Raw genomic sequence first — 15,805 nt, forward strand, 5'->3', positions numbered from 1 at the left:
GGAACTCCTTGGGATACGGCTTGGGCACTGCGACATCCTTCCAGGCCGCCTCTCAGCAAGCCAGGTCAGGTGTCACCCAACCCTGCAGCAGTCCCTCCCGCGATGCTGCGTGAACAGGTGGCAGGGCTGGACAGGGCGGCTCTGATACGCACCCTGGCCCGGCTGCGGCCCGGCGAGGACCTGTCCCGGCCCCTGGCCGCGACCCGGGCGGCGCTGCGGCGACTGGCCCGCCGTCACCAGGCGCTCGACGAGGAGATCGCCGAGCTGGACGTCGAGATCGCACCCCTGGTCAAGCAGGCCGCACCTCAGCTGCTGGAGCTGTTCGGCGTCGGTCCCGAGACCGCCGGACAGCTGCTGGCCTCAGCCGGGAACAACCCCGAGCGGATGCGCTCGGAAGCCGCGTTCGCGCACCTGGCCGGGGTCGCGCCGATCCCGGCCTCGTCCGGACGCACCCACCGCCACCGCCTCAACCGCGGCGGCGACCGGGCCGCCAACAACGCCCTGCACACCATCGTGCTCACCCGCATGCGCTTCGACGAACGCACCCGCGCCTACGTCGAACGCCGCACCAAGCAAGGGCTGAACAAGAAGGACATCATGCGCTGCCTCAAGCGATTCGTCGCCCGCGAGGTCTACCGCGCCCTGACCAGCACACCAACCGAACGAATCCCCCAAACCGACCTCGCTCCAGCGGCTTGACAGCCATAGGAGCATCCTCTTGGCTGGTCAATCGAGGCGTCCGCGCCGCGGACAGCGTGGCCGCCACGGCCATGGAAGTCGCCAAGGACCAGCAGACCACACTGCCCGGCGAGGACACCGCCGCACAGATCGTCGCCGACCTCGCCACTCAGATCCTGGCCCTGGACGATCGACTCAAGCGCATCGATCCCCATCCTCGGAGCCGAATTCGTCGTCGCATCAGGCGACATGACCCCCTACGCCGACGCCGGCCACCTCGCCTCAGCCGCCGGACTGGTCCCCGTCCCACGCGATTCCGGCCGCCGCGCCGGCAACTTGCACCGCCCCAAGCGCTACAGCCGCCGTCTGCGCGGAGTCTTCTACCTCTCAGCACAGCGCAGCAACTTCAGCGACGGCCCCAACCGGGACTACTACCTCAAGAAACGCGGTGAGGGCTGCAAACACGTGTCCAGGCCGTCATCGCCCTCGCACGACGCCACACCAGTGGGTTGTGGGCCCTCCTACGCGACGACCGGGCCTTCACCCCCACGCCGCCCATCACACAGACGGCTTGAGCAAGGCCACAAAGTCGACAGCATGGCTGAGGCCGACGGGGCTGCAGCGAGACACACGCGCACCTGATCGGTCGGCGTGCCCGCCGTCGTGGCTGACTTTCGTCGGCTGAGGCGCAGACGATCTCCGGGACGAGGTGCCGCCCTCACGGGTGGAAGGCGGCCGCAGCCTTGACTCGGTCAATGAAACTCCCGCCCAAGGGCGCTCCACCGACCTTGACCCCAAGCGCGCGTCGATACCGCTCCAGTTCAGATACGCATGTCAAGGAGGCCCAATAGCGGGTCCTGGACCGCCGACTCGTCACCAGTTTCTCTTTTGGCACACTCCACTGTGTCAATAGCCGACATTACAAGGTCGCGTACGCTGCTCTCGTCCTGCCGATACTGCAGGAGCCATTCGAATCCTGCGTGCGCGTAGCAGTCAAGCAGGGCCAGCTGCTCGACCAAGTTTTCGCTGGCCAGCAGATCCAGCTGGGATCTCAGGGAGTCGTCGATGGCTTGGTCAGGCGCACCGCTGGTCAGCACGACCGCGGCCGTGATTTCGGAAGCCCCATCAGCGCCAAAGAAGACCCGGTCCTGAATGGTGAGCACGTCCTTCTTGGAGGCTGGCATCTTGTCCATCGGTGTGGGCTGGTTCAGCGCCATCGCCAGCGAAGCAGCGAATACGTATGCGTCACGCATCTCCTTGAACGGCCCCGTCTTGGTGCCTGCCGCAACCGACTTCGCTTTACCCGACGTGACAAGCGAATCAAGAATATCCCTATGGGCCGGATAGATGTTGACGTTTGCCATATCCCATCCTTCAGCTGATACTGGTTATGCGTGTCCTAGCGTGTGCCACGCCATTATCTTGAGCGCTGTAGATGTGATCCTTTCCATTCCATCGTACTTTTCTATTGGTTGAATTGCGCGAGGTCAACTCCATAATGTTGGCACTTCCGACACTGTCGGCGATCCCCTCCCACACAGTCACGGATTTCGCTGAAACGACCACCACGACTTGCGGCAGCAGCTTGGGCAGCGCGTCCACAACATCGACCTCGTACTCATCATCCAGTGGACTCGTTGGCGAGTCGAGGACGACCGGGAATCCCTGACTCCGGGATGTTGCAACGCTACCTGTACGCTTCAGCTGTTGCTGGTTCCGGGCAATCTCCTCGTAGATCGGAGCGAGCCTCGCTATAGCTCCCAGGAAAGCAATCAAGACCAGCACCTTCTCTGATTGAGAAAGTGGGATCTCCTCAACTTTCCCAGGAAAGCGAACTGTGATCCCGAAGTCGTCACCGACGTGAATTTGATACGGCTTGGCGATCAAGTCTGAATAGGTGCCATTGATTGCCTTTTCGAAATCCTCTCGACCGAACCGGTTCAGACCATTTCGCGCCGCGTCAAAGAACTCTTTGGCCTCTCGAAGAATCTCAATGGCGAGCGTCTTACGCTTGTGTCCCTCAGATTTTGAAGACTTTTTGCGATAATCTGTTAGCGAATCTCGGGTTTTGGCTGACAACTCTTCGATCTTACCTCCTATCTCTTTTGACTCAGCCTCGAGTACGTCCACGGTCTGTTGACTCACCATGGCGATCTCTACAGGGCTTTGCCCTTCTGGGGGCCGCTCGACGTCCTGGGCAGCGGTGAAGTCATTGAGTTCACGTGATGTTTTCGCAAGCAGCCCGTCGGCCACGTCGACGCATGTCCGCAGCACCGCCTGGAGCATTCTCATGTCCGCGTCCTGCTGTGGGGGAGCAACCCCGAGGTCTGTCGCGAGTGAGGCGACGTCCATGCGTAGGTGCGCGACCTCATTATCTCTCTGCGTAGCATGCCGCGTGAGAAGGGAGCGGGTCTCCATGCCGCGAACAGCAACCCGCGCGTCAGCAACGTGCGCACGCAGCGTCCTGACGCGATCGTTCGCCACCTCGGATAGAGGCTCACCGCACAGCGTGCAGCGGCAGTCCTGCAACGTCTTGTCGAGGACCGACTCGTGGATGCGTGGAGGCATCAAGCCGGCTTTCTCAGCCAAATTGAGCTGTGAGATCGCGGAGTGAACTGCGCTCTGAGCGAAATGGAGATGTGCCTTGCGGGCGAGGTTGATGTAGAGCTGGTTTGCCCGTTGCGCTGCGTCTTGTGCCTGTTGCACATGGGACGTCCGCTCGTTGTACCCCTGCTCCCATTTTTTGATCTCCTCTGGGTTGTACTTTTCAGCGTTCTTTTTAGCCTTACTGGCTTTATCCCTAGCCTCTGCTAGTAGCCCTGGGAGATTTTCGCGACGCCTCTCCGCCGAGTTGAGCTCCTCCTGAGCCTGTTCATACTTCCGCCGGGCCTCTTCGACGGTGATGTCACTGTAGTTCTTAGGCGGCTTGAGGGCGTCACTCTCCATCGCCTTGCGAAGGTCCTCGATCGCTCGATCGTAGATGTCCCCAGCCAACAACGACCTGATCGCCTGTCCAATGTTAAGGGAGGAGCCTTCGCCTGGCCTAGTCCCCTCCAATACACTGGCGGTACTGAAAGTCTCGGCAGGAAAGAAGAACAAGTCTTTGAGCGCTTTAGGTAGAATTCGGTAGATGTCGTCCTCGACCGCGCGTTCGCCATTCTTTGTAACAGTTAGGTCGAATTCGCCAGTGGACTGTCTGCGCGCATCGGTGACTCTCCGAACGTGAAACTCATCTTTCTCATGAGCCAGCGTGAGCTCCACCCAGGTCTCCGCAGAGGGGTCCATCTCCACTGCGTCGAAGTTGACCAACTGGCTTGGATGCGCGAATCCGTCGGTGAATTCACCGTACAGAGCCCATGTGAACGCATTGAGCAGCGCCGTCTTGCCAGCACCGTTGGGTCCCAGAATCAGAGTCACAGGCTTGCCGGGATCGGTGGAAAACTCGACCCGGTGGTCGCCGTGAAAGGATCGCCAGTTACGCAATGCCAAAGTCACGAACTTCATTTGTGAGTCTCCTTAGCCATCGCCATTTGGAGGGCCCGTGTAGCGAAGTTCTCGGGTAGGTCGCTGCGGTCGTCAGAGAACCGCCGCCTGTGTTCCGCTGTAACTACATGGTTGACCACCTCCCTCGCCTCCGGGCTCAAGCTGCGGGCGAACGCCTGCATTTTCTCCTCAAATGGGTTCATTAGACCCATTCCTCCATGTCGTCGTCCTCAGCCATGTTCATCCAGGGCTGGCCGGCAGGGCGTAGTCCGTATTCGTATGCCCATTCGATGATGGTCAACATTGCCTCACGGTTCCGTGCCGCCTCGGCAAGTTCGGCTGCTCGGGACAGCTCGGCCCCGATCAGTCGCTTTTCCGAGTCGGAGGGCTCGCCGTCAGGTCGCGGGGGCATGACGATGAAATCGTGGATGACAGCATGCGATTTCGGGTTTTTCGGGTCACGCCGCAGCAGTCGCCCACGGCGCTGCACGAACTGCCGGGGGTTCCGTGTCGACGCGGTGATGACCCCAATACGCGCGGACGGGATGTCAACTCCTTCGTCTAGGCATTTCATCGCCAGTAGAGCGTGGATGTCCCCGTTGGCCAGGCGCTCCTGGAGTACCTCGCGACGCCCCCTGTCGGTCTCACCGTAATAGCGCTCGACCCGCATACCAAACTCCTCGCGGAGCATCTTCTCGGTCCTTTCGAGCGCGGGAAAGTCAGTATCGGGGTCTTTACCTTCAGCAATGTAGATAATTTGGTGCGTCTGGTCTTTCAGACCGCTCGCCATCAGATGATGTAGGCGATCGTGCTTGCCAGCAGCGTGCTGGGTTAGCCTGGTACGCGCCCGTATTTGAGCCTCTGCCGCCTGCTCATCTCCCTTGGCGAACGCCGCCGCGATCCGTTGGGAGATCTGCCGATACCGCTTGGCCTCGTCATCGGTCAGCTCGATCGGGTAGGGCAAGTAGTCATACGGCACGAGGGCGTTATGCTTATAGATCGCCTGCTTGATGCTGATGGAGACCACAGAGTCGCCGAAGTAGCTAAGGAGAGCTTGGGTACCCTCGTCGTCGCCGTGTCGCTTGGGCGTCGCAGACAACCCCAGGGTGAATGTGGGGTTGGAGGGCAGCGCGTCCAGGCGTGGCTGAGTGCCCAATGAGTGCATTTCATCGCCGATGACCATTATTCGGCCACGATGACGAGCCAACTGCCGCTGTACGAAGTGCTCGTTATCGATAAATTCACTTGTACGTGGGGTGAGACTGCCCGCTGTGGTGATGACCATCTCAGCGCGGCGTCCTTGGCTTGACCGGGCAGCTGAGAAAACGGATTTCAGATGCTGCCTCTGACTGTTACTAAGGGAGCCGTGACAGACAGCGGGGCGAAAGCCGAACCTCTCGGCCTCTTTGCGCCATTGCTCCACTAGGTCGATCAATGGCACGATCACCAGAACAAGCAATGGCTGGTTGGTTTGGGCGGAGTGCACGGAGGCTTGTGTCGCGGCGGTCAGGGCGGTGATGGTCTTCCCGGTGCCCGTCGCCATAGCGAAAACGCCGCGACCACCAGCCCGGAGCCAGTCGTTCACCGCGTCTTGCTGATAGTCGTGCAGTTTGAGGTCGTCAGGAAGCGACGGGACGAGCGACACCCCATCCAAAGGCGGGAGTTTCGATGACGGTGGCTGGTCAACTTCCGTTAGGCTCCGTGCTGTGGACGGCTCGCGGATGCCGAAGTTGGCCCGCATCGGATGTTCGATCCAGTCGTTCACCCTCCACAAAGCTATGCCGTCAACGTGCTCGCCCCATAGCTGCTCGAACCGATCCCTCTCTTCATGGGCGTACTCACGCTGCTCCTCGTTCACCCAGCTACGGTGCAGTGGGAACGACTCCGAATGAAGCCTGGCCCCGCCGATGGTTTCATTCGGGCTGCCCGTGAACGTCATCCAGTTGCCGTCCTGGTCAGAGAAGACCCCGATTTTTTCGTGAAACAGTGCGTAACTGTGGGCATGCTCCCGCAGTGCAATGCGGACATCCAGCCGGCCAGTGGCGATCATCCACGTCAACAGCTTCAGCCGGTCCGCCAGCACGGGACTGGGAATCGGCTGCATGATGGCGCGGCGAAGACCCTCCTTAATGTGACTCTTGAGGTCCTCCCCCTTACCCATTGCCTCCAACTCGTCGTCGCCGAGGTGTGCAGGAGACGTGATGAGACGCATCATGCCGCCGTTGAGAACGAACCTGTCGAGGGAGGGCGCAACTGCCGCCAGGATGCCCGCTGAGAAGAAGCCAACGGCGCGGTCGTAGTTACGCGACCGGGCGAAGGCAGGGACATAAAAATCTCTGATTAGGTCGTCCGGTGGCGAGTTGTACCGGCGCTTCCATCTGGGTTCCCAGGACGGCAAGTTGTCAGCCATCACGCGCCCTTCAGGAGGTCAAGCAAGGGGTCCTTCACAGTCTCGTCATCTGTGCTGTCGTCAGGAGACCTCTCAGGCTCGAGCGGATCCAGCTGGGCGTCAATCCCCGGCAACGGGACATCGGACCTCTTCGGCTGCATCCCTGAATCGCCAACTAGTGTCAGCAACAGTGCGGCCAAGATGTCTACGGCACTCTCTCTGCCGCACTGCCGTATGCTTCGCAAGTCGGAGATGGTGAGGCCCAACAGCCGATCGAGCCGAGTGAGATGGTTCTTTAGAAGCAAGTTGCGCGCTCGCTGGGTACGGCAGCAGACATCGACCTCACCATCTGTGGTCGCCGGACGCCCCAACAACCGTCCCAGGTCGTGGGGAGAGTCGACGGCTACGAGGATCCGAGCCCATGTCTCGGCCGTCGCCACGCGCATGGCGCCGGCAGGAGCCGAGTCCACGTCGACGACAGCCTGCTCATACTCCACGTTCTCGCCTCACTCCTAGCGATACCTAAACCGTCATTGTTCTCAGCCTGCCGCCACGCGACAAACGCCTTGACGAGCCTTGCCTTCGATCGTCACCCCCGGACATGCCAGCGCCGCCGTAGGTTGTGCCCCTGGTCAGCCATTTGTGAAGAATTAGCGTAGACGATCACCCTGACACATTGGGGTCTCGGAAGGTTGCCCTTAGATACCAACCTGTGATCCAACCCGGCGCCCCCTGGGAACTCGGACAACCCCCACCACCACATGGACGGCACCAGCAACCCTTCATCCCAGTCAAGACGTGCCCGCCCCACGCAGGGCCTAGACGGGCTCCTCGCCGCATCGCCATGCAGCTCGCACACCTGCCACCCTCCCCGGGCGGAGAAGCAACACCTCACCCACCCCTCAAGAAATGCTTGGTCATTACACCTTTTACGGCGTGATCACACGCTTCCGCACCAGGAGCAGCACGGGGTGCGGCACACCTAAAACTGACATGCTGTTCGGGCAGCGAGGGGAGAAAGCGGCATATCGAACGAGTCGCCGAGACTTCGGATACGCGGCGGGAGCGCATGGCCACAGTCTGGCATCCTGGGCGAACCCGGTCGAGACGGGTCGTCGTCCATAGGACGGGCTAGCGCTACAACGGCAGCGCTCTGCCGCCAGCGCAGCCCAGATAGACTGATCCCCCAGGACAATGTGCCTGGGGGATCAGTCAGAGGCGCGTCAGGCGGGTACGACAGCGCCGACTAGGCCTTCGATCGTGGCCATTTGCTTGTCGGCGCCGAGGTAGCCGATGCCGCGGTGCAGGTGGACGGTCATGATGCGCTGGATGTTGTCGTCGGTGGGTTCCTCGCCTATGGCGACGCAGCGCTGTTTGAGCAGGGCAAGGTAGAGGTCGCCGTGCTGACCGGCGAAGGTCTTCCAGGTCATCTCCACGTTGGAGTCGGTGACGATGTCCTTGACCAGCGGAGTCGAGGGGTCTTTGAGGGACAGCAGCAGCGCCCAGCGGCACAGTACGTTCCACTGAGTGATGCCGGTGGTGCGCTTGAGGTAGATCAGCCGGTCCTTAGCTGGCTGGGACAGGCGGACGTTGTCAACCGGCATGCTGTGCTCCTGCGTTCCACCAGTAGCCTTCGACGACAGCGGTGGTGAACTCGGTGTCGTCGTGGACGAGGGTGTAGGTCTGGGCGACGGACTTCTTCAAGCGGCCCAGCAGGTACTCGTCGATCTCCTCGTCGGTGGACAGCAGGAGGACCTGGTCGCTGGCGTTCGGGAAGTAGCGGTCGACGAGGTGCTCGCGATGACGGCTGTCGAGGCGGCCCAGCGGGGTGTCGATAACGCTGGGCAGGCGGTTGCCGGCGACCCGCATCAGGCCCCACAGCAGGGAGACGGCCAGGAGCTGGCGCTCGCCGGCGCTCAGGCGCGCGGGGTCGATAGGCTCCCCGTCGGCATCGGCGAGGGTGAGGGTGAACTTATCGGTGTCGATGCGCAGGTCGTGCACGAGTCCTTGCTTGCGCATGAGGACCTTGAAGCTCTGCAGGACGGCCACTTCGAGTCGGCTGATGTGCCGCTTGAGGAGTGCGGAGCCGAAGCGTTCGAGAGTGTCGCGGGCCTTTTCAGAGTATTTGATGATCCGCTCGACTTCTTCTGCTTTGACCTTGGTGCGGACGAACTCCTTGTGGGCCCGTTCGAGCAGGGTGGTGACGTGCTCGCGGCGTCGCTTGAGGTCCTCCAGCTTGGCCGTAGCGCGGTCACAGGCGGCTTGGCTGCGGGCGACTTCCACGATCTGCTCGTCCCGGGCGACTTGCAGGGCTTCGACCTTGTCCTGGGCAGGGACGCCGGCGAGCTGCCGGTCCAGTTGGTCGAGTTGTTCTGTCAGTTCTGCGGCGCTGTGCAGTAGCTGCTGTGAGCGCTCCTGGTCCCGCTGCAGGAGTTCATTCAAGACGGTGAGCTGGGCCAGTGCATCGTGCGGCAGGCGTAGGTCCACTGGGAGCTGCGTCTTGTCGGCGCGCTCGGCGCGGTCGGCGTCCAGTTGCTTGAGCACATCGGCGCGGACGGTGTCGGGCACCAGATCCAGCAACCACTGGTCACGCGCTTCGAGTACCTCCAGGACCTGTGCCGATTGCTGGGCTTCTTGCTCCCTTTCGGCCTGCCGACGCACGTCCTGCAGGAGCGGTTGGGCCATCAGCAGGGGCAGCGGGCCCGCGGCGAGCTGGATCAGTTCGCCGCGCACGTGGGCCAGGCGGGCGGCGGTCTGCTTTTTGTCGTTCTCCAGCTCGATGCGCCTAGTGAACAGGTCGCCGCCCTCGTCGGCGAAAGCCTTCTCCAGGCTGTCCAGCTTGCGCTGCGCCTTACCGAGCTCGATGCGGGAGTGGCCCAGTTCCTGATGTGCGACGTCGTACTGGGAGAGCACCGCGTCGCGTTCGGCTTCTTGGGCGCGGATGTTGTCCAGCAGGTGCTGTTCCTCGTCGGACAGCTTTTGGCGACGCTGCAGGGCCAGCAGGTCGTTGCGCAGCTGCTGGACGGTGCTCACGCCCAGGAGAGAGTGAACGGCGGACTCGATGACAGAGGCGGCCCGTTCGGGGTCGGCCAGTGATTCGATCTTCTCACCGTCGAAGAAGGCCAGGGAGGCGATCTCCAAGGGGAGGAGGGATTCGACGTGGTCAGCCCAGCCCTCGCTCAACAGCCGATTGAACTTGCCTTCGGGCGTGACGTCGCGTTGCGTCTTTGCGCGCGCACCGTAGGTGTCGTCGACGTAGACATTAAGGAATTCTTTGAGGGTTTTGCCGCTGATGTGCCAGCTGCGGACGACGCGGTAGTAGTGCTCGTGCCCGCCGGTCATGACGGTGAACTCGAGGGTGATGGCAGAGCCGCGGGTGGGGTCAGCCTTGCGGTTAATGCTCTCGCGCAGGTAGGCGTCGTAAGCCTTGGTGCCGCGGCCGCTGCAGCGGGCGCGGTTGCCGTAGAGCGCCAGCTGGATGGCGTCGAGCAGGGTCGTCTTGCCGCACCCGTTCAACCCGCCGATCAGGATGATCGGCTTGTTCTTCTTGGGGGTGAGATCAAGAGACTGCTTGCCGCGGTAGGCCCCGAATTCTTCGAGGGTGATCTTACGCAGGAGCATCGAGTTCGTTTTCGTCGTCGAAGGTCAGGTTCTCGGCGATGTCGTCACGCCACTTTTTCTTGCGCGTAGCGAATTCCACGGCGTCTTCGTGGTTGTCGTAGTAGCCCTTTTGCACGGCTTGCTCGAGAGCCTGGAAGAGGCCGGATCGGCGAGCCATGGTGCGGTACTTCCGCTCGACGGCGAGGAGTTCGCGGACCATGTTGTAGTGCAGGTCGTCGCCGTCACAGACCTGTTTGAGGACATCCATCTCGTCGGAGCCCATGACAAGCTGCTCATCCAACGGACCGCCCGGGAACGGCTCGCCGGTGGCGTCCTGGTAGATCTGCGGCAAGCTGTCCTCGACCTCATGCTTGTCGAACACCCAGATCCGGCGGATCTCATGGAGTTCGTCGAGCGTGATGAGTTCGATGTTCTGCACGTGCTCGGGGGCATGGGCACGGATCCATGTTTGCGCCTGGAGCAGCTCCTTGAGCCACTCTTCGCGGTAGGACTGCAGATAGGGGCCGTGGATGGCGCCGTCGTTGAACAGCATCACCTTGCCGTTCATCCGCCGGAAGTCACGGGCCGGCTTGTCCGGGCGCGGGAAGGGTGCCTTGCGGCCGGCCGGGAGGTCGGGGTCGCCCTCCTGGTAGTGACCGAAGGGTGCATCGAGCTTGTTACGCAGATCCAGCAGAGGGAGCATCCACTCCTTTTCCTCGTCGTTCTGGATCATGGCGGACATGGACTTGTCCTGCTCGACGAGGGTGCAGGTCCAGCAGCCGAAGCGGCTGGAGCCGCAGGAGGGGGTGGTGGAGTCGACCACGAGAGGGCATTCGCCGTCCCCGGAGGCGCCCTGGTACATGGTGAGCAGGTCCTGATTGTTGTAGCCCCAGGGGTTGGGCTTCTGCATCAGGAACTCCCACACATCGTCGTTGGTCCAGTCCTCAACGGGACTGTAGACGAGGGAGTTGGGCAGGTTGGCGTTGGGTGAGAGGCGGTCGCGCACGCGTCGCTTCTCGTGCTTTTCCATGGCGCGGGCGCGGGCTTGGCTTTCTGCCTTGCGAATGCCCAGCACCATGATCGCTTCGCCGTGGGCAGCGACCACGCTGCGGATGAAGCTGTTCGACGGCTTGATCTTCAGTCGTTCGGTGCACCAGCGGAACTTCGGGCGCGGGGCCGGATAGCCGCGGCCGATCAGGTTCACCCAGAAGGTGTCCTTTATCTCCGGCGTAAGGCGGTGCGGTTCGATCGGCAGGTTCTGCGCCTGTGCCGCGTCCTGCATAGTGCCCAGCGAGGCGGAGACCCAGGCAGCGACGACAGGGTTCTCCACGAGGGTGTCGGTGGAGATGACGTGCACGGTCTTGGTGCGTTGCTCGGCGGGCAGGTCTGCGAGGGCCATCCACACCAGTTGGAGGACAGCGGTGGAGTCCTTGCCGCCGCTGTAGCCGATGACCCAGGGCACCTGGTCGGCGGTGTAGAGCTCGCGGATCTCCTCGGTGAGCTCGGTGACGACCTCGTCCAGCGAACGCCCGTTGAAGGGCTTGCGGCGTACGGGGGTGAGCCCGAGGTTGAGGGGGATGGTGGTCATGCCTCGCCTCGCAGGTATGCGTCTTCCACGCGTTGTTCTTCCGGGCTCAGCTCCAGGCCCAGATGCTTACGCAGGTAATTAACGGTAAGTGTCACGTTTTGGTGGCTTTTGGAGACCCGGCCGCCGACGATGGCGCGCCCCTCCCAGTCGGCGTTGGCCCGGCTCCAGTCCACGTGCTTCAGCGGAGCCAAACGCTTCTTCCACACAGTCACCTTGATGGACTCTCGCAGCAGCGAGTTGCCGATACGGCCCAGCGCATGCAGGGCGATGCCGTGACTGTGAATGAAGTCTCGGCGCATCTCTTGCGCGGACAGCTGCTTGTCACGCACCATCGCCCATTCTGGCAGCGCGGCGTCCATGGCCTCCCAGAACGACTGCGCTAGCCCAGTCGCCTCGTCCTGCTTCAGCCCGAGGCCTTTGAGCAGGGATTGGTTGCCGAAGTACAAGGCGCTGAGGGTGAACAGCTTGCGGGAGCGGGCGGACAGGGTGCTTTTTTCCATCTCCACAAAGCCCTTGAAGATGGCCGAGCGTTCGGTGAGGGTCCGGGTGATCTGTGCGTTGACGTCTCGGTGGTCGTACAGGACGCCGATCGAGCGCGCCGGACGGACGGCGTGCCGGTTGAGGTCGGCGAACATCTGCTGAGAGCGCGCGAGTCCCGTGTCGTGGAAGAAGACCACGGCGATGGTCTCGTCCCCCAGATCGGGGTTTTCCTTCAACGCCAGCTCGATGGCGGCGCGGCGGTGCTGCCCGTCGTTGATGAGGAAGCGTGCGTCCATGGGGATGCGCAGCTGCCCGGTACGGTGCGCGGCTCCTTCGGCTCCCTGGCTATCGAAGACCATGTCTCCGTCCACGGAGGCGGTCAGGGCGCTGAAGACGTAGTCCTCGGGGTTGTCCAGGATGTAGCGGGCGAGCGCCGGCAGGCGTCCCTTGTTCAGGACGCGCTGGGCTCTCAGCTCGGCGGAGAGATCATCTTCGTCGAAGAGGAAGATCTTCGGGATGAGTCGCAGCGGGCACATCGACGCATAAAACTCCCGCCCCGCCTGCACCCCGCGGATCGCAGGGAAGGTGTACTCAAAGCCATTAGACGCTCGCGAGACAGCCCGCCCCGCAGCTTTGCTCGCCGCTTCAGTCTGCACCCGTGCACTCTAGCGTGCGCGTACGTGTCCTGAGAAACGTACGTCGCTTTCGTCTCGACGTACTCAGGTGCACCAAATGACGTACGACTCCTTCGACGGTGCGTCTGCAGTCGGCGAAGCGACACGGGAACAAGCACCGCGAGGACGATGTTGACGTACTGGGGTGATGGCTACGTGCGCTGCGGTCTCAGCGTGTACGTTAACCACTTGACGTACGACCGTTATGCAAGCGTGCAAAGAGGCGGGTGAGCGCCGTGGTGGCGTATCTGGATGTGGCGGCGACGACACGGGTGGACCCGCGGGTTGCCGAGGTGGTGCTGCACTGGATGACCGAAGACTTCGGCAACGCCGGCAGCCGCACCCACGAGTACGGTGCACGCGCCAAGAAGGCGGTGCAGCAGGCGCGTTCCTTCATCGCCGGCACCGTGGGCGCCAAGACGGAAGAAGTGATCTTCACCAGCGGGGCGACGGAGTCCAACAACATCGCTCTGCTCGGGTTGGCGCCGCACGGCGAGCTCACGGGTCGCAAGCACATCATCACCTCCGCCATCGAGCACAAGGCGGTACTGGAGCCGCTGACGCACCTACGCGATACCCGCGGCTTCGAGGTTGACTTCCTCTCCCCCGGCCCCAGCGGCCGCATCACCGCCGACGCCGTGCTGGAGCGGCTGCGTCCGGACACCCTTGCGGTGTCGCTGATGCACGTCAACAACGAAACCGGCGTCATCCAGCCGGTCGCCGAACTCGCCGAGAAGCTGCGCGTCACGCCCACCTATCTGCATGTAGACGCCGCTCAGGGCTACGGCAAAGTCCCCGCCGACCTGATGGCGCCCATCGACCTGATCAGCATCTCGGGCCACAAGATCGGCGCCCCGAAGGGCGTCGGCGCTCTTATCACCCGCCGGCGGGGATGGGACAAGGTGCCGCTGGAGCCGATCATGTTCGGCGGTGGGCAGGAGCGCAAACTGCGCCCCGGCACCCTCGCAGTGCCGTTGATCATGGGCCTGTGCGAGGCCGCGAAGATCTTCACCGAGAGCCGGGCAACGTGGGAGCGGGAGGCGAAGGCGATGCGCGAACGGATCCTTGCTGCGCTCAGCGCGACGCGCTTCCGTCTCAACGGAGACCCAGAGCACAGCGTCCCCCACATCCTCAACGTCAGCTTCGATGAGCTGAGTGCCGAAGCACTCATCGTCCGCCTCAAAGACCAGGTTGCCATCGCCACCGGCTCGGCCTGCACCAGCGCCTCCTACACCCCCAGCCATGTCCTTCAGGCGATGGGCCTGGACGACGCCGTGGCTGCCAACGGGCTGCGTCTTTCCTGGTTCCCTTCCCAGGCAGCCGATTTCGATCCTCTCCCGCTCGCCGAGACCATCGCCAGCATGCAGCCGCAGGAAGGTTGACCAGCCCTACGCCTCTGAGCGACGCACCAGCCGGTGCCCGCGTAGCTGCCGGCCGCACCTGACGAGCTCGGCCTCCCAGCCGTTCTCGGTCCCGATCAGATGCGGCCGTTCATACAACCCCACCCGCATCTCAGACTCGGTCAACCGGCGGTATCGCGGCACGTCCGGATCATCCGGTGCCAGAAACTCGTGCTTGCGGTGCAGCAGCGGCCGGTTGACCGAGCTCTCGTATGAGAGATGGGACGCCTCAAGCGTCTGCAGATCCACCATGTAGGAGGACCGGATCCGCGGATGCGGGTCTTTGTCAAAGTCTGGGTAGTCCAGCCACGAGACCGCTCGCCCTTGGTGCTTGAGCTTGGCCACGGTCCACTGCTCCGGGCGGCCTGCGGCGATCGATGCGCAGTGCTCGTACAAGCGCAATACCGTCGGGATCCGCTCCAGCGCGCGTCGATGCACATACAGCGCCGTCGGTGTCACCTTGCCGGCAACGGAGGCATTCATGGCATTGCGCACATAGCCGTCGTCGCGGAGCTTCAACAACAGTCGGTCAGCCCGCTGACACGCCTCCTTGTAGGAACTGAAGAACGTGCGCACGTCCTGTTGCAAGCCCACTGGCAGACTCCCGAACGGCCCACGACCGTTGAACAGCTCCACCGCCAGGTAGAGCAGTGTGTTCAACGTCGATCGCTTAGCCCCCGCAGTGGCCCGTTCAGGATCAGCACCATCCCGCACCAGGCGCTTGACGTCGCCGGGCCGCAGGTGAGCCAACAGCTCCGCAACGGTCCGCGGCATCTCCTCAATGCGCGGCGGACGTCCCCTGCGCTCGAAGAAGTCCACCACCGCACTCACCGCTGAGGCAGTGTCCTCGGAAGCAAGCCACTCGGCATCCGGGATCACCCGCTGCGCCAGGTAGCTCAGACGGGCGCCCTCATCCCGAAACGCGTAGACGACTCCGGGCGCGGCCGCTACCACCCGCGCGCCGGTCACCTGCTCCACGTACGCCCGAAGCTCACTCGCGGCATATAGATGCTGGAACGTCTGCCGACTCGTCAGTAGACCGTCACCGAACTGCTCACCTTGGACTTTTGACTTCTCCCAGGTCAGCCGGGCTGAGACAACCAGCAGCGTCGAGGTCAGCTCCCACGCCTGCTTCAAAGTCTGCCGACGCTCTAGCGGATCCTCGATCACGTTCAACACGTAGGTCAGCAACACAACGTCGCTGGCAGCCAGTTGCGTGCCAGGGCGGTAATACGGATCCCACCCCGCCACCTGGCAGTCCAGTTGCTGCAATGCTCTGACATCGTCACCACGGCCACAGCCGTAGTCGAGGATCGTTCGCTCAGGTACCAACTGGCGGTCCGCCAGCGCCTGACGGGCGGGCACCGACAGCGCCATCCGCCCAATCGCCGTCCGGCGACGCTCGCTACCCCAGATTTGCTGCATAACAGACACCTGCGTCCAGGTACGACACCATCAGCAGGATAGAAGACATGGGACCGGCACACCTACGCAACGACAAAGTTGCCCCCAA

11 protein-coding genes and 1 pseudogene are annotated in these 15,805 nt (G+C 62.7%); 3 read left to right on the top strand and 9 right to left on the bottom strand.

All coding sequences use genetic code 11. The features are described 5' to 3' along the window. Together ACZ5GT_RS26455 and ACZ5GT_RS26460 are read left to right on the top strand one after the other, a co-directional pair. The coding region (locus tag ACZ5GT_RS26455; protein WP_469031176.1) for a transposase at positions 1-699 on the top strand (699 nt) is incomplete at its 5' end. Positions 700-713: 14 nt separating this feature from the next. Beyond that, positions 714-1,253 (top strand): annotated as a pseudogene (locus ACZ5GT_RS26460) (transposase); the annotation flags it as partial. Positions 1,254-1,499: 246 nt separating this feature from the next. Here ACZ5GT_RS26460 and ACZ5GT_RS26465 read toward each other — a convergent pair. From ACZ5GT_RS26465 to dndB, 8 genes are all read right to left on the bottom strand, one after another. After that, entirely contained in the window at positions 1,500-2,042 is a 543-nt protein-coding gene (locus tag ACZ5GT_RS26465) for a hypothetical protein (RefSeq protein ID WP_469031179.1), read from the bottom strand. Positions 2,043-2,052: 10 nt separating this feature from the next. Further along, positions 2,053-4,182 (bottom strand): AAA family ATPase, encoded by a 2,130-nt coding sequence (locus tag ACZ5GT_RS26470; protein WP_469031181.1) that lies wholly within the window; start codon positions 4,180-4,182, stop codon positions 2,053-2,055. Positions 4,183-4,363: 181 nt separating this feature from the next. Next, positions 4,364-6,571: a DEAD/DEAH box helicase family protein gene (locus ACZ5GT_RS26475; RefSeq protein ID WP_469031183.1), complete on the bottom strand. Its 2,208-nt coding sequence runs from the start codon at positions 6,569-6,571 to the stop codon at positions 4,364-4,366. Further along, positions 6,571-7,047 carry a hypothetical protein gene (locus ACZ5GT_RS26480; RefSeq protein ID WP_469031186.1) on the bottom strand — a complete coding sequence of 159 codons (477 nt, stop codon included), beginning with the start codon at positions 7,045-7,047 and terminating at the stop codon, positions 6,571-6,573. The genes ACZ5GT_RS26475 and ACZ5GT_RS26480 overlap by 1 nt, the downstream gene beginning before the upstream one ends. Positions 7,048-7,773: 726 nt before the next feature. Then, the gene (gene dndE / locus ACZ5GT_RS26485) at positions 7,774-8,154 is read right to left on the bottom strand and encodes a DNA sulfur modification protein DndE (RefSeq protein ID WP_469031190.1); all 381 of its coding nucleotides are present in this window, start codon (positions 8,152-8,154) and stop codon (positions 7,774-7,776) included. Next, positions 8,144-10,171 carry a DNA sulfur modification protein DndD gene (gene dndD, locus ACZ5GT_RS26490; RefSeq protein ID WP_469031194.1) on the bottom strand — a complete coding sequence of 676 codons (2,028 nt, stop codon included), beginning with the start codon at positions 10,169-10,171 and terminating at the stop codon, positions 8,144-8,146. The genes dndE and dndD overlap by 11 nt, the downstream gene beginning before the upstream one ends. Beyond that, positions 10,158-11,738, bottom strand: a complete 1,581-nt coding sequence (gene dndC, locus ACZ5GT_RS26495; protein WP_469031198.1) for a DNA phosphorothioation system sulfurtransferase DndC — start codon at positions 11,736-11,738, stop codon at positions 10,158-10,160. Before dndC ends, dndD begins: the two co-directional genes overlap by 14 nt. Further along, the gene (dndB, locus tag ACZ5GT_RS26500) at positions 11,735-12,874 is read right to left on the bottom strand and encodes a DNA sulfur modification protein DndB (protein ID WP_469031202.1); all 1,140 of its coding nucleotides are present in this window, start codon (positions 12,872-12,874) and stop codon (positions 11,735-11,737) included. Before dndB ends, dndC begins: the two co-directional genes overlap by 4 nt. Before the next feature lie 245 nt (positions 12,875-13,119). Here dndB and dndA point away from each other — a divergent pair, with 245 nt between their 5' ends. Beyond that, positions 13,120-14,274, top strand: a complete 1,155-nt coding sequence (dndA, locus tag ACZ5GT_RS26505) for a cysteine desulfurase DndA (RefSeq protein WP_469031205.1) — start codon at positions 13,120-13,122, stop codon at positions 14,272-14,274. A gap of 6 nt (positions 14,275-14,280) precedes the next feature. Here dndA and ACZ5GT_RS26510 read toward each other — a convergent pair whose 3' ends face one another. Further along, the gene (locus ACZ5GT_RS26510; RefSeq protein ID WP_469031208.1) at positions 14,281-15,717 is read right to left on the bottom strand and encodes a DNA phosphorothioation-associated putative methyltransferase; all 1,437 of its coding nucleotides are present in this window, start codon (positions 15,715-15,717) and stop codon (positions 14,281-14,283) included. Positions 15,718-15,805: the final 88 nt, after the last annotated feature.

This window comes from Streptomyces sp. NPDC031340 (genome assembly GCF_055569945.1).

Bases quoted from the DNA above. Each gene is read 5' to 3' on its own strand.
- ACZ5GT_RS26510 (WP_469031208.1), bottom strand. From the start codon at position 15,717: ATGCAGCAAATCTGGGGTAGCGAGCGTCGCCGGACGGCGATTGGGCGG.
- dndD (WP_469031194.1), bottom strand. From the start codon at position 10,171: ATGCTCCTGCGTAAGATCACCCTCGAAGAATTCGGGGCCTACCGCGGC.
- ACZ5GT_RS26475 (WP_469031183.1), bottom strand. From the start codon at position 6,571: ATGGCTGACAACTTGCCGTCCTGGGAACCCAGATGGAAGCGCCGGTAC.
- ACZ5GT_RS26470 (WP_469031181.1), bottom strand. From the start codon at position 4,182: ATGAAGTTCGTGACTTTGGCATTGCGTAACTGGCGATCCTTTCACGGC.
- ACZ5GT_RS26465 (WP_469031179.1), bottom strand. From the start codon at position 2,042: ATGGCAAACGTCAACATCTATCCGGCCCATAGGGATATTCTTGATTCG.
- dndC (WP_469031198.1), bottom strand. From the start codon at position 11,738: ATGACCACCATCCCCCTCAACCTCGGGCTCACCCCCGTACGCCGCAAG.
- dndE (WP_469031190.1), bottom strand. From the start codon at position 8,154: ATGCCGGTTGACAACGTCCGCCTGTCCCAGCCAGCTAAGGACCGGCTG.